The sequence below is a fragment of the Sulfuricaulis sp. genome, from assembly GCF_049587675.1.
Classification (GTDB): Bacteria; Pseudomonadota; Gammaproteobacteria; order Acidiferrobacterales; family Sulfurifustaceae; genus Sulfuricaulis.
Genome location: NZ_JBAVEJ010000297.1, coordinates 1 through 13,025 on the forward strand (window position 1 = coordinate 1; position 13,025 = coordinate 13,025).

The window sequence follows — 13,025 nt, forward strand, 5'->3', positions numbered from 1 at the left end:
GGTAGCAGAACTTCAGTCTGTGGTCCGGGAGGAGCAGAATATCGTCTCCATCGCGGAGCGCGCGCCGCATGACCTTCTCGCCGTTAACGTACGTGCCGTTGGTGCTGCCCAGGTCTTCAACGAGCACCGCGCCCTCGGGGCTAACGATAACGCGGGCGTGGCGCATGCTAACGCGCTTATCCGGTATACAAACATTGGCTTCCGGGGCGCGTCCGATGAGCAGCTCTTTGTTGGTGTAAAGCCAATGGGTCACACCAGTCTCTGTGCCCGTGAAGTTCACGATACAAGGCATTGCCGGTCGACCTGGCCTGGCGTTCTGTGTAACACGACCCTTTACACGAATCGTGTTGGCTTCATTTTCTTGATCCATAGGTCATCCCGAAAGAACTGATTCCTGTCCACCTTGTGAACAAATAAAAAAATGGCGCGAGGACTCTGTCGCGTCCTAGCGCCGTGAAACACCCTTGGTTATCCGTTGACTATCACTATGCAAGAGATGTGCCATTTTTACCGCTGCACGGGGTACCCCCGGGACTATGGTGGGGCTTCGTCACGTTTATACAGGCCATAAGAGGCCCACTGTGCCTAAAAATGGACAGGATTGATGAGAAATTTAGACGGGTAGTTATAGGGGACGTACAACGGGTTTTCTGTATTGTGCGAACGTCCGGTTGAGCTCGCAGTCGAAACAAGACGCTGGGGCTTGCCGAAAACGGTCATTTACCAGCCATCTAAAAACCCCCTATCGGAAAAGAGAACGTCTCTCGGATTGCGCGCGAGAGCATCTCAGCCCCAAGATAGAGTTCTAAATTAACGGAACCAGTTGAACCACCGCCTGTAACACAACCCAGGCATAGAGCGCGGCGAGTGCGTCGTCAAGCATGTTACCGAATCCGCCCTGGATGCGGCGCTCGATCTGGCGTATCGGAAACGGCTTCCAGATATCGAACAGGCGGAACAGGAAGAATCCCAACACAATCCATTCCCAGCCGCCCGGCGCCATGAACATGGTAATAAGGTATCCGACGATTTCGTCCCACACGATGCCGGGGTGGTCGTGTACGCCCAGGTCCTGCTCTGTCACGTGACACAACCACACGCCGACGACAAACAGGCCTGCCACAACCGCAACATATATATAGGTATTGAGCGGCTGGAGCAGCAGATAGGCCGGGATGCCGACCAAGGTGCCGAAGGTGCCCGGCGCCACGGGCGATCTTCCAGTCCCGAAACCGAAAGCCAGAAAATGTACGAAACGGCGCCATGGCACGGATGGCGCCTTCGACTTCATACCTGCGAAACCTTCTGTCTCGCCTTGCGTTTGGAAGGACCGTGGCCGAAGAATTGCTCCACGTCCTCCAGGCGTTTTGTCACCGGCATCGGCGGCAGGCTCGCGAGAAAAATCCGCCCGTAACCCTTGCTGAGCAGGCGCGGGTCGCACAGCATCAGCACACCACGGTCGTTTTCATCCCGGATCAGACGGCCGACGCCCTGCTTCAGCGCGATCACCGCCTCGGGCAATTGATATTCCATGAACGGGCTGCGCCCGGCCTGTTCCATCGCGCCGGCGCGCGCCTGCAGCACCGGATCGTCGGGCGAGGCGAACGGCAGCTTGTCGATAATGACGCAGGACAGCGCTTCGCCGCGCACGTCCACCCCTTCCCAGAAGCTGCCGGTGCCGAGCAACACGGCGTTGCCCGCAGTGCGGAAACGCCGCAACAGTTCCGAGCGCGGCGCATCGCCCTGCACCAGCAGGGGATAATCCAGCACGTCGCGCAATTTCGCGGCGGCAAACTTGAGCGCGCGGTGGCTGGTGAACAACAGGAATGCGCGTCCGCGACTGGCGCGCAACACCGGCAGCGCCGCATCGATCACGCAATCCGTGTAATCCGGCGCAGACGGGACGGGCAGGCCGGGAGGGATATACAGCATCGTCTGGCTCGCGTAATCGAACGGGCTGTCCCACAAACCGGTCTCGGCCTCTTCAAGACCGAGTTGCGCCTGGAAGTAAGAAAAACTTTTATTGATGGCCAGCGTCGCGGAAGTGAATATCCAGGCTTTCTTGCCGGCGCTGGTGTATTGCCTGAACGAGGCGGCGATATCGAGTGGTGTGAGATACAGCGTGAAGCTGCGCGCGGTGGTCTCGAACCAGGCGACGTAATCCGCCGGCGAGTTCTCGCTGATCATCAGCAGCCGGTCCAGCAAATCCGACGCACGGCGCGCGCAATTGGCCAGCCCCTGCCCTTTAGCCGCGGCCGCGTCGAGCACCGTGGAGAGACTGGTCAACCGCGATTTCATTCCCGCCAGCGCCGCATGCACGGCTTTGGCATTTTCCAGCTTGCTCCAGGCATCACGGCGCGGTTCGACACCGAATGCCAGGCGAAAATCGGCGGCGGCCTTCTCCAGTGCGTGTGCGGCGGACGGCAGCTCGCGTATTCCGCTGTGTTCCTTGATGTCCTCGGCAATGGTATCGCGGCACAGACTTGACAGCTGATGGCTGCTGAGAGACTGGCCGAAAAAGTTCGAGGCGATTTCCTCCAGCTGATGCGCTTCATCGAAGATCACGGCCTCGACGCCGGGCAGCAATTGGCCGAAACCTTCCTCGCGCAGCGCCAGATCGGCGAAAAACAGATGATGGTTGACGACCACCACGTCGGCGGCCAGCGCTTCGCGGCGCGCGCGATTGACGAAACATTCATCATAATAGGAACAATCCCCGCCCAGGCAATTGTCAGCGGTCGAGGTCACCTGCGACCAGAGATCGGAATCCTCGGGAATGCCACTGACCTCAGCGATATCGCCGGATTTCGTGCTGCCGGCCCAATCGCGGATGCGCACCAGATTCGACTGGTCGCGCTTGCCGGTAAAACGTGCTTCCGTTTCAGTGCGATCCAGATGGTGCCGGCAGAGATAATTGGCCCGCCCCTTGAGCAGCGCCGTGGTCACGGGCACTGCCAGCGCATTGCGAATAATGGGAAGGTCGCGGTGATAGAGCTGATCCTGGAGGTGGCGCGTGCCGGTCGAGATCAGGATTTTTTTCCCCGACAGCAGCGCCGGCACGAGATAAGCGAAGGTCTTGCCGGTGCCGGTGCCCGACTCGGCGATGAAAACGGAATAATCCGCCAGCGCCTGCTCGATGCGCGCCGCCATCTCCTGCTGCGCCGGACGCGGCGTAAAACCATCGAGCCGCTCGGCGAGCGGCCCGTCTGAACCGAGAATGTCTTTGCTGGATACAGGCAATGAAATATTCTTCCGCTTCTTGCGCCAAGCCTGTCACGAGGATAAGCTGAACCGAAGCATACAATAATTCGGGGCATACCCATACCATGCCGGACCGGCACCAACCCCTGCAACTCCCCCAACCTTTATATCTTCCTGCGCGACGTTTTCTGAGCCGGTGCATGATCATCGGTCTGTGCACATTGGCGTTGGGAGCCTGTTCCATGGGTCAGATGGTGGCGCGTTCCTCCCTGCCCATCCTCGAGAGCGGCAACGTCGCGATGAACCAGGAAACCGATCTCGAGCTGGCGCGCGCGGCCATCCCTGCCAATCTCAAGCTGGTCGAAGGGCTGATTCAAGAGCTTCCCGATAATGCCGATTTGCGAATCCAGGCGGCGCAGGGCTTTTATGGTTACGCCTACGGTTTTGTCGAGGATGAAGACAACAAGCGCGCCTCTGCGCTGTACCGCCGCGGATGGGAGCATGCGCGTCAGGCGCTACAGGTTTCGGGCCTGCGGGAAGATGTCTCCGTGTTGTCGGCCGATGAACTCAAACGTCAATCGGGTGAACTTGGGCGCGGTTCCGTTCCGGCCCTGTTCTGGACGGCTTCCTGCTGGGCCAAATGGATCGACATGAACCGCAACGATCCGGCGCGTATCGCCGACATGGGCAAGGTAGCGGCGCTGATGGAGCGCGTGCTTGCGCTCGATGAGAATTACTACCACGGAGGCGCGCATCTTTTTTTTGGTGTGTACTACGGCGCACGGCCGCCGATGCTGGGCGGAGACTTCGAGCGTTCCGCAAAACATTTCGAAAAGGCGCGGACCATCACGCATGGCAAGCTTCTTCTCGTCGACCTGTTGCAAGCCGAATATCTCGCGCATCAGCAGCTCGATCGCAAACAATTCCACGAACGACTGACTGCGGTGGTCAACGCGCCGCTTAACATTTATCCCGAGATGGCGCTCGCTAACGCCATTGCACAACAAAAGGCCGGGAAACTGCTCGCCAAAGAAGAGGAATGGTTTTGAAAAAACTTGTTGCGGTTTTTCTCTTGTTTCTCATGCTCCCGGCTGCTCACGCTGAAGAACCCTACATACTCAAGTTCGCCACCCTCGCTCCACATGGCTCCACGTGGCTGAACATCATCACGGATTGGGCGAACAAGGTGGAAAAGGAAAGCCAAGGCAGACTCAAGTTCAAGCTGTATGGCGGGGGCGTGTCGGGCGACGAGCCCGATGTTTTGCGCAAAATCCGCTTTGGACAACTTCACGGGGGGGCAATGACCGGTCACGGTATCGGCTACATCTATTCACCGGCACGGGTGCTGGAAATTCCATTTCTGTTTCGCAGTTACGATGAGGTCGATCACGTCCGCGCCCAACTCATGCCGGAAATTCGCGAAGGATTTCACCAGAATGGCTTTGAACTGATTGGCTGGATGGAAGTGGGATTCATACAATTGTTCTCTCGTGTCCCCATCTACTCCATCGCGGATTTGAAACAACGCCGTATCTGGCTGTGGCAGGGCGATCCGCTCGGCACGGCATTCTTCGCGGCCAGCGGCCTCGCTCCCGTGCCTTTGCCGATTACGGAAGTTTTCACCAGTCTTTCGACCGGGTTGATCGACACCACTATTGCACCTCCCTTGGGAGCGATAGCCTTTCAGTGGTTTACCAAAACGCCTTACATGACCGACATCCCGGTCATGGACGGCATCGGCGGGCTGATCGTGTCGCGCAAGTTTTTCGATGGATTGCCCAAAGACCTCCAGCAACTATTGCGCCGCACCGGCGAAGAGGCCGGCACCCGTCTGCTCGTGGAAACACGCCGGGACAACGAAAAAAGTCTTGCCGTGCTGAAGCAAAACGGGGTGACTTTCACCAGCGAGTGGAAGGATAAGGACTCGGATCTCTACGACCTGCGCGACCGCGCCGCCGCGATGCTCGCCAAAGATGGCTATATCCCTGCGCCGTTCTATGAGAAAGCACGCAAGTCGCTCAACGATTACCGCGCGCGCAAAGGCAAGAAGTGACCGACCAAGCCGAACTCTACAAACGAAACCGCACCTGGAAGGCCAAGCTCGAGTTCTACCTGACAAACGCGGAAGGCATCGTCGCCACGGCCGGACTGGTGCTGCTGCTTGGTTTGTCTCTGGCCGAAATCGGCGCACGTAATTTCTTCCACACCGCCATTCCTGGTGCGGATATTCTCGATCGCTATCTGGTGCTTTGGGTGAGCTTTCTCGGGGCCGTGCTGGCCGTGCGCGAACGTCACATTAAAATCGATGCCGTGGCGGTATGGTTTCCCGAAGCCTGGCGGCGAAAACTGGAGCGTCCGATTTTCATGTTTTCCGCCGTGGTGTGCGGTTTCTTGTTCTGGGCGGCACTGCGGTTCTGGCGGGAGGAGTGGGTCCACGCTGCTGCCGCGGAGAAATGGGTGGCGGCGCTCGGTGCGATCATCCCCCTGAGTTTCTTTCTCCTCACCGTCCAATTCACGGTCCGCGTTGTGATCGGGCCGCGTTCGCCAAAACGCCGCTCATGACATTCACCGTCGTAACATTACTTATCGCCGTGGCGCTGCTTGGTGTCCCGCTGTTTGTCGTGCTCGGCGCCGGCAGTTTGTACGCCGCGCATGCCGCGGGGCTCGATCCGGCGCTGCTTGTGGCGGAAATGATGCGCCTGGCCTCCTCGCCCAATCTTATGGCCATTCCGTTGTTCACGCTCGGCGGTGTCGTCTTGTCGCGCGGTGGGGCACCCGAGCGGCTGCTGCTGGTATTCAATGCGGGCTTTGGCTGGATGCCGGGAGGACTGGCCATCGTGTCGCTGGTCTTGTGCGCGTTCTTCACGGCATTTTCCGGCGCTTCCGGCGTGACCATCCTCGCGCTCGGCGGTCTGCTCTATCCGATACTGCGCGGTGAAAATTACTCCAAGAATTTCTCGCTGGGGTTGCTTACTTCCTCGGGCTCGCTCGGCCTGTTGTTTCCGCCCAGCCTCGTGATCCTGCTCTACGGGATTGTCGCGGGTGTCAGCATTGAACAGCTTTTCACGGCGGGACTCGTTCCGGGGTTGCTGCTCTTGACCATGCTGGCGGCCTACAGCGCCGGCATTTCCCGGCATATCGGGATTTCGCGACGACCGTTTACGCTGTCGGTACTTTTCAAAGCCCTGCGGACTGGGATGTGGGACCTGCTGCTACCGTTCGGTATCGTCGTGGGGCTGTTTGGCGGCTATGTCACCGCCACCGAAGCGGCCAGCTGCACGGCAGCCTACGCGCTGCTCATCGAGACCGTAATACACCGCCGTATCGGCTCGGCCTCGCAGCTTTACGAAATTTTCCGCGAAACCATCATCCTGGTGGGGAGCCTGATGATCATTCTGGGTGTCGCGCTCGGCTTCACCAACCTGCTGATCGATGCACAGATCCCGATGAAGATCCTGGCGGCGCTCGAACAGGGAGTCTCCAGCCAATTGCAGTTCCTGCTGCTGCTCAACGTCTTTCTGCTGGTGGTCGGCTGTATGATGGACATCTTTTCCGCCACCATCGTCGTGGTGCCGCTTATCCTTCCGCTGGCCCAACGCTTTGGGGTCGATCCAGTACACCTCGGCATCGTGTTTCTGGCGAACCTGGAAATCGGCTACCTCACCCCGCCCGTGGGCATCAACCTGTTCCTCGCCAGCCAGCGCTTCAAGGAGCCGATGCTGAACCTTTTCCGCGCCGCCCTGCCTTTTCTCCTTATAATGCTGATTTGGCTGATGCTGGTCACTTATCTGCCGTACCTCTCGCTCTGGTGGAAGAAAATCTAGGTTAGAAACGTCTTACATTATTGTCTGCAGGCCATACAACAAAAGGAATGGATGGCGCCGGCGAAGCATCATTCGCCTTTCCCTGTCGGGGAAACCGGATACCGGTACGGGCATGAGCAGCCCGACCGACCCATAAATACAACGCTCTACTTCATCACAATCACTATGCGCAGAATGGCCCAAGCGTGGATTGCCCTGATCGCCCTGTCCGCGACAACTTCCAGCGCTTTGCCTGCGGAACCCGCTGCGATCGTCTTCGGCATTTTCCCGCGCTGGAACGCCCAGATCACCGTGCGGGACTTCACGCCGCTGGCCACGTTGCTCAGCCATGAACTCGGCAGGCCGATACGCATTGAAACCGACAAGGACTTCGACTCCTTCATGCGCCGGGTATACGCCAGGGAATTCGACATTGTCCACCTCAACCAGCTTCAGTACCTGCACGCCCGTGAAGCGGCGAATTACCGGGCCATTGCCAAGATGTGCGACAACCCCGCGTGCACCATCAAGGCGATTATCATCACGCGCCGCGATACAAAACTCACCAAAGTAAGCGACCTCAAGGGCAAAACCATCGCCTTCGGCGACCCCAGCGCGATGGTGAGCTATGTTCTGGCCAAGTCGCTGTTGCTTGAATCCGCGCTCGAACCCAGTCAGTACAAAACCGTTTTCACCAAAAATCCGCCCAACGCGTTGCTGGCGGTATATAACGGCGAAGCTGACGCCGCCGGCGTAAGTCTGTCCGTATTCCAGCGTCCGGAAATACTCCAGCGCATCGATGTTCATCAGCTGCGAACGCTGGCGGAAAGCCGGCCGATTCCACACCTGCCTGTTGCCGTGCGCGGCGATATGGACGCGCAACTGGTGCGGAGCCTGCAGCGTATCCTGACCGGATTGACGCGGAGGCAGGATGGACGAGAGGCGCTCCGGAAAATTGGCATTGAGCGCTTCGAAGCGACCGATGACAACCAATACGCCATTATCAGGGCGTTGATGGAGGAGGAAACCGGTGCGCACTAGCCGCTGGCTGCCCTGGCGGTACGGCATACAGGCACGCTTCCTGCCGCTGTTCGCTGTCTTCGTTATCGGCTCCATGGCCGTGCTGGGCGCGACGCTGTTTTTGAATCAGCGACAGATAACCCTGAGTCGGTTCGAGCAGGATACGCATGATCTGTTGCAGGTGCTCCAGGACAAAGGCAACGCCTACTCCACCTTTCTGGCGCGCATCGCCCCGCAGGGCATTCTGTCGCACGATTATCTTTTGCTTGAAGATTACGCCGAGGAACTCTCGACTGACCCGGATGTGGTTTATGCCGTGATCCTTAACCACGCGCAACGACCGCTCACGCATTTCCTGAAAAAAAGCGGCTCCCCGGCTCAAACAGCCGATGCCGTCAGGGTTGAGCCGACGCAATTCGCGGAATCGCTCGCCAAGGCGCGGGCGGATTCCTCGCTGATGATCGCCAAACGCAACATCCGGTATAACGACGCAAGCCTGGGAACCGTGGAGGTCGGCCTTTCGCAGGCAAAGATCGAGCACAATGTTGAACAACTCAAGACCAGCCTGGAACAGGAATTACGCCGCATCGCCGTGCTCACGGGCGGCGAGATACTGCTCGCGCTGGTTATCCTGATCCTGCTGAGCAATTGGGTCTTCAACCGCCTGGTGGCGCGGCCGATCCAGGCGCTGGGGGCGGACATGGTGCGCGTACAGTCGGGCGATCTCGGCGCGCGCGCCCACGTCGATCGCGAGGACGAGATCGGCTGGCTGGCACACGGCTTCAACAAGATGGCCACCGATCTGCAAAGCCATGTCCGCAAGATCGAAGAACAGCGCCTTGCCTACAAGGAAACGCGCGACTACCTTGCAAACATCCTCGACAACTCGGCGGACATGATCGCCACCACCGCGCTCGACGATTCGGTCGTCGAATTCAACGCCGCCGCCGAACGTATCCTCGGCTACTACCGTTCGGAAGTCGTGAATAAAAACTCATCTTCGATTTACTGCGATGCAACGGAGCGTGACCGTCTGTATGCCACCGTGCAAAACGGCAAACCGGTGCAGAACGCCGAAACGCGGCTCCGGCGCAAGGACGGTAAAACCATCGACGTGGAGCTCACCCTGTCGCCGTTGCGTGACAATGCCGGCAAACTCATCGGCACCATCTGCATCGGGCGCGATATCACCCGCGCCAAAGCCATGCGCCGCGAGCTCATTCAGGCGGAAAAAATGGCGTCGGTGGGCCAGGTCTCCGCGTGGATCGCGCACCAGATCCGCAATTCCCTGGGGGAAATCCTCATGTGCACCGCGGAGTTGCGCCCGGGCCGGGACAGCGCCGTGTCCGTCCGACACGCGCATCGCGATCTCACCAACGCGATTACCGAAATGGACAACATGGTGTCCGACCTGCTGGATTACAGCCGGACGCTTTCATTGCACACGACGCGCGTCAACCTCAATGCCGCGTTGGACGGGCTGCTTGGCGCGCATACGGCAAGCGGTTTGAACGGCCACCATCGAATCGAACGCGCGTTCGATCCCAACCTGCCGGAAGTGCAGATCGACGTGTTCAAGATGGAGCAGGCTCTCGGTAATGTATTCAAAAACGCGCTTCAGGCCATGCCGCAGGGCGGCACGCTGCGCGTGCGGACCTGCCGCGGTCCGGAGGCAAATCAGGTTAGCGTGATCATCCAGGACAGTGGGGCGGGCATTCATCACGATGATCTGCCGAATGTGTTCCGGCCGTTTTTCACCACGAAGCCCGGAGGCACCGGGCTCGGATTGGCCATCGCCGCGCGTATCGTAGAAGCCCATGGCGGCAGCGTGAGCGCGAGCAGTACGCCGGGCAATGGCGCCACCTTCACGTTTATCCTGCCGGAAGCTTCCAATTCATGACCAATCACGCCATCCTCGTCGTTGACGATCAGGAAACCCACCGCGACCTCTGCCGCTCGGCGCTGACCGGCGCTGGTTTCGCGGTGGAGACCGCCGCCTCGGGCGCCGCGGCGCTGGAGCGACTGCGCGCCGGCGCCTTCGGCCTCGTGATCACCGATCAGCTCATGCCGGGCATGTCAGGCCTGGATCTGCTCCGGGAAATCCGCCGCCTCCACACTCTTCTGCCCGTGATTATCGTCACGGCGTACGGCACCGTGGACACGGCGGTGGATGCCATGAAAGCCGGCGCAAGCGATTTCATCCAAAAGCCGTTCACGCCGGATGAACTGCTATTGGTGGCGCAGCGCGTGCTGGAACGTCAGGACCTGATGGAGGAAGTGCGCACGCTGCGCGAGCGCATCGCCGAACCATACCGTTTCGAGCACATCGTCAGTCAGAGCCCGAAAATGACGGAGGTCTTCGAGATGATCCGTCATCTCGCCGATCTCGACACCACCGTGCTGATCACGGGCGAGACCGGCACCGGCAAGGAACTGGTGGCGCACGCCATTCATTACAACAGCAACCGCCGCGACCAGCGCTTCGTCCGCATCAACTGCGGCGCGCTGCCGGAGACGCTGCTCGAAAGTGAATTATTCGGTCACGAGCGCGGCGCTTTTTCCGGCGCGGTCCAGGCGCGCCGCGGCAAGTTCGAGTACGCTGCGGGCGGCACCCTGCTGCTGGACGAGATCGGCGACATTTCACAGGCCATGCAACTGAAGCTGCTGCGCGTGCTGCAGGAGAAGGAAATCCAGCGCGTCGGCGGGAACGAAACCATCCAGGTCGACGTGCGGATCCTGGCGACCACGAATCGCGACCTGGAGACAGCCATCGCCGCCGGGACATTCCGTTCGGACCTTTATTACCGGCTGAACGTCGTGCGCATCCATTTGCCGCCGCTGCGCGAGCGGATGGAAGACGTGCCGCTGCTGACGGAACATTTTCTCCGCGCCTTTTGTGAAAAAACCAAACGCACGCTGCGCGGCATCGACCATGACGCCATGAACGCACTGGCGTGCTATTCCTGGCCCGGCAACGTGCGCGAGCTGGGCAATGTCATCGAGCGCGCCGCGGTCATGGCCACCGGCGATCACATTACCGCAGTGGACCTGCCTGTCTGCCCGGCGCCGGTGCGTGAAACCGGCGCAGCGGGGCAGCCGAATCTCGACCTGCCGTTCAAGGAAGGACGGCAACAGGTGATCGGCGAATATGAAAAGACCTATATGGTGAATTGCCTCCGCCGCTACAAGGGGAACATCGGACAATGCGCGCAGCATTGCGGGGTCGACTCGAAAACCTTCTACCGCAAGATGCTGGACTACGACCTCGACAAGCGCGTCTTCCGAAAACTCGGGGACGCCGTTGAACAGGATGAATAATGCCGGTCGCCCGACGCTATCCATGATTCACCGTGAGGAAACTCGCCGGTCGCGACGCGCCGGGTGATTTATTTCCGCGCCAGTCCGTCGTTCACCGCGTTCCAATGTGCTCCGTGATCGGCGCTGCGGAACATGCCGCTGTTCCGCGACGCGGCATAGATCACCCCGTCGTGCGCCGGATCGATCCAGAGGCTGGACAAATCCGCAGTGCCGTCCTGGATGTCGACGGCGAACCATGCCGCATCGCCGGGTTGCCGGTGGAAAATCCGGCCCAGTATCAAGCTGGTGGCGTACAGCCCGTCGCCGCGCGGCGATTCCGTAATGGTCCCGACGCCGGGCGGGAACATGCCTTCCGCGGCGTTGACCCACTTTCCGCCGGCATCCCGGCGGGAAAGATCCGAATCGGTGGCGATCCAGAGTGACCCGGGCGTCGTTCCGGTTTCCGCGACCGCGGTGAAATCGGAAGTGCTGTTTTCCTCCAGTCGCGCCCAGGTCTTGCCCTCATCATTCGACATCAGCGCCTGGTGCTCCATGAGCGCGTACAGGGTCTTCCCGTCCTTGCCGAGCGCCACGGCATGAATGGCGTCTTTTTGCGTCGGCACTGCGCGGCGCCGCCAGTCGACGGGCCCCACCCAAAGCTCGGACTTGCCGGCGGCGAAAACACGGCCGGTCTTGGGGTCCAGCACCATGTCGACACAGTCTTTACGCACCGCCGCGTGACGGCTGAAGACCCAGGAACCGTTCTGCCGATGTCCCTGGGCCAGACCTTTCGAACCGCAAACCCAAAGCGCCGGCGTGGTTGCCTTCTCATATAGCGCCTTGACGGGCACGCCAACACGCGCGTCGGGCAGACGCGTCCAAACGCCCTCGGCGGCCTGGAAATGGTAGACACCGTCATCGGCGGCGGCGTACAGCGATTCAGCGTCCGGCGCGCCGCTGAGATTTTTCAGGGCCGGAACGGTAAGCACGCCGGGTGTTTCGTTCCAGGTCGTTCCCGCATCGGGGCTAGTGAATACCTTGGAGTAAAACGAGGTCGCCGCGATCAATCCCTTCGGATCGCCGGGAACAAAAGCCAGCCCGGTGATCGCCGGCGTGAAAGTCGATCCGCGGATCCGCGTCCAGGTCTTGCCCGCGTCCGGGGTTTTGAAAAATCCACCGACGAACGACGTCCCCATGTAAACCGTGTCCGGATGGTGCGGGTCCACCAGCAGGGCCGTCACGGGAAGATTCGTCTGCCCGAAGGTTATGTTGCGCCAGGTATCGCCACCATCGTCGGACCGGTAGGCGCCGTTGGCCGTCCCGGCGTAGAGCGTCTCTGCGCGCCCCGGAGCCGGCGCTAGCGTGACGATGGAAGGCACCGGCAGCCCATTCGATAATTGCGTCCAGCTTGCGCCGGCGTCGCGCGAACGGAACAGCCCGCGCGCGGTGCCCGCGTACAGGCTGCGCGCGGCATCCGGCGCGAGCGCCAGCACGGCGATATTGGCATGCTCCGGCTGATTCGCCAGTCGCGACCAGGTGGCGCCGGCGTCGTTGCTCCGCCACAGGCCGTGCACTGTGCCAGCGTAGATCGTCCTGGGATTCTTTGGGTCCGGCAACAGCGCCTTAACCTGCTCGTCGGCGAGCTCTGTCCCGATCATGATGCGCCAGGTAGCGCCGGCGTCGGTGCTCTTGAACAGCCCACCG

11 protein-coding genes are annotated in these 13,025 nt (G+C 60.3%); 7 read left to right on the forward strand and 4 right to left on the reverse strand.

Going from position 1 to position 13,025, the window contains the following annotated elements:
* The 3 genes from WB402_RS14980 to WB402_RS14990 form a co-directional block, all read right to left on the reverse strand.
* Positions 1–253, reverse strand: a 253-nt coding sequence (locus tag WB402_RS14980) for an FHA domain-containing protein (protein WP_424209258.1), incomplete at its 3' end; no start/stop codon positions are given.
* A gap of 552 nt (positions 254–805) precedes the next feature.
* Positions 806–1,291, reverse strand: a complete 486-nt coding sequence (locus WB402_RS14985; RefSeq protein ID WP_424209260.1) for a phosphatidylglycerophosphatase A family protein — start codon at positions 1,289–1,291, stop codon at positions 806–808.
* A complete protein-coding gene (locus WB402_RS14990; RefSeq protein WP_424209262.1) occupies positions 1,288–3,240 on the reverse strand; it encodes an ATP-dependent DNA helicase in 1,953 nt (650 codons plus the stop codon). Before WB402_RS14990 ends, WB402_RS14985 begins: the two co-directional genes overlap by 4 nt.
* 161 nt (positions 3,241–3,401) lie before the next feature.
* On the opposite strand from WB402_RS14990, the gene WB402_RS14995 reads away from it, so the two are divergent.
* The 7 genes from WB402_RS14995 (at position 3,402) to WB402_RS15025 (ending at position 11,342) form a co-directional block, all read left to right on the forward strand.
* Positions 3,402–4,250, forward strand: coding sequence for a TRAP transporter TatT component family protein (locus WB402_RS14995; protein WP_424209264.1), 849 nt, complete (start codon positions 3,402–3,404; stop codon positions 4,248–4,250).
* Positions 4,247–5,254 carry a TRAP transporter substrate-binding protein DctP gene (gene dctP, locus WB402_RS15000; protein ID WP_424209266.1) on the forward strand — a complete coding sequence of 336 codons (1,008 nt, stop codon included), beginning with the start codon at positions 4,247–4,249 and terminating at the stop codon, positions 5,252–5,254. The genes WB402_RS14995 and dctP overlap by 4 nt, the downstream gene beginning before the upstream one ends.
* Entirely contained in the window at positions 5,251–5,763 is a 513-nt protein-coding gene (locus WB402_RS15005) for a TRAP transporter small permease (RefSeq protein WP_424209268.1), read from the forward strand. Before dctP ends, WB402_RS15005 begins: the two co-directional genes overlap by 4 nt.
* On the forward strand, positions 5,760–7,025 hold the full coding sequence (locus tag WB402_RS15010) for a TRAP transporter large permease (protein ID WP_424209270.1): 1,266 nt from the start codon (positions 5,760–5,762) through the stop codon (positions 7,023–7,025). The genes WB402_RS15005 and WB402_RS15010 overlap by 4 nt, the downstream gene beginning before the upstream one ends.
* A 174-nt stretch (positions 7,026–7,199) precedes the next feature.
* Positions 7,200–8,045 carry a phosphate/phosphite/phosphonate ABC transporter substrate-binding protein gene (locus WB402_RS15015; protein WP_424209272.1) on the forward strand — a complete coding sequence of 282 codons (846 nt, stop codon included), beginning with the start codon at positions 7,200–7,202 and terminating at the stop codon, positions 8,043–8,045.
* Positions 8,035–9,924, forward strand: coding sequence for an ATP-binding protein (locus tag WB402_RS15020; RefSeq protein WP_424209274.1), 1,890 nt, complete (start codon positions 8,035–8,037; stop codon positions 9,922–9,924). Before WB402_RS15015 ends, WB402_RS15020 begins: the two co-directional genes overlap by 11 nt.
* Positions 9,921–11,342, forward strand: a complete 1,422-nt coding sequence (locus tag WB402_RS15025) for a sigma-54-dependent transcriptional regulator (RefSeq protein ID WP_424209276.1) — start codon at positions 9,921–9,923, stop codon at positions 11,340–11,342. Before WB402_RS15020 ends, WB402_RS15025 begins: the two co-directional genes overlap by 4 nt.
* A 68-nt stretch (positions 11,343–11,410) precedes the next feature.
* Here the strand turns inward: WB402_RS15025 and WB402_RS15030 are convergent.
* A partial coding sequence (locus WB402_RS15030; protein WP_424209278.1) for a VPS10 domain-containing protein occupies positions 11,411–13,025 on the reverse strand: 1,615 nt, incomplete at its 5' end.

Excerpts from the sequence above, each read along its gene's own strand:
- WB402_RS14995 (WP_424209264.1), top strand. The coding sequence starts at position 3,402 with ATGATCATCGGTCTGTGCACATTGGCGTTGGGAGCCTGTTCCATGGGT.
- WB402_RS15010 (WP_424209270.1), top strand. The coding sequence starts at position 5,760 with ATGACATTCACCGTCGTAACATTACTTATCGCCGTGGCGCTGCTTGGT.
- WB402_RS14985 (WP_424209260.1), bottom strand. The coding sequence starts at position 1,291 with ATGAAGTCGAAGGCGCCATCCGTGCCATGGCGCCGTTTCGTACATTTT.
- WB402_RS15015 (WP_424209272.1), top strand. The coding sequence starts at position 7,200 with ATGGCCCAAGCGTGGATTGCCCTGATCGCCCTGTCCGCGACAACTTCC.
- WB402_RS15025 (WP_424209276.1), top strand. The coding sequence starts at position 9,921 with ATGACCAATCACGCCATCCTCGTCGTTGACGATCAGGAAACCCACCGC.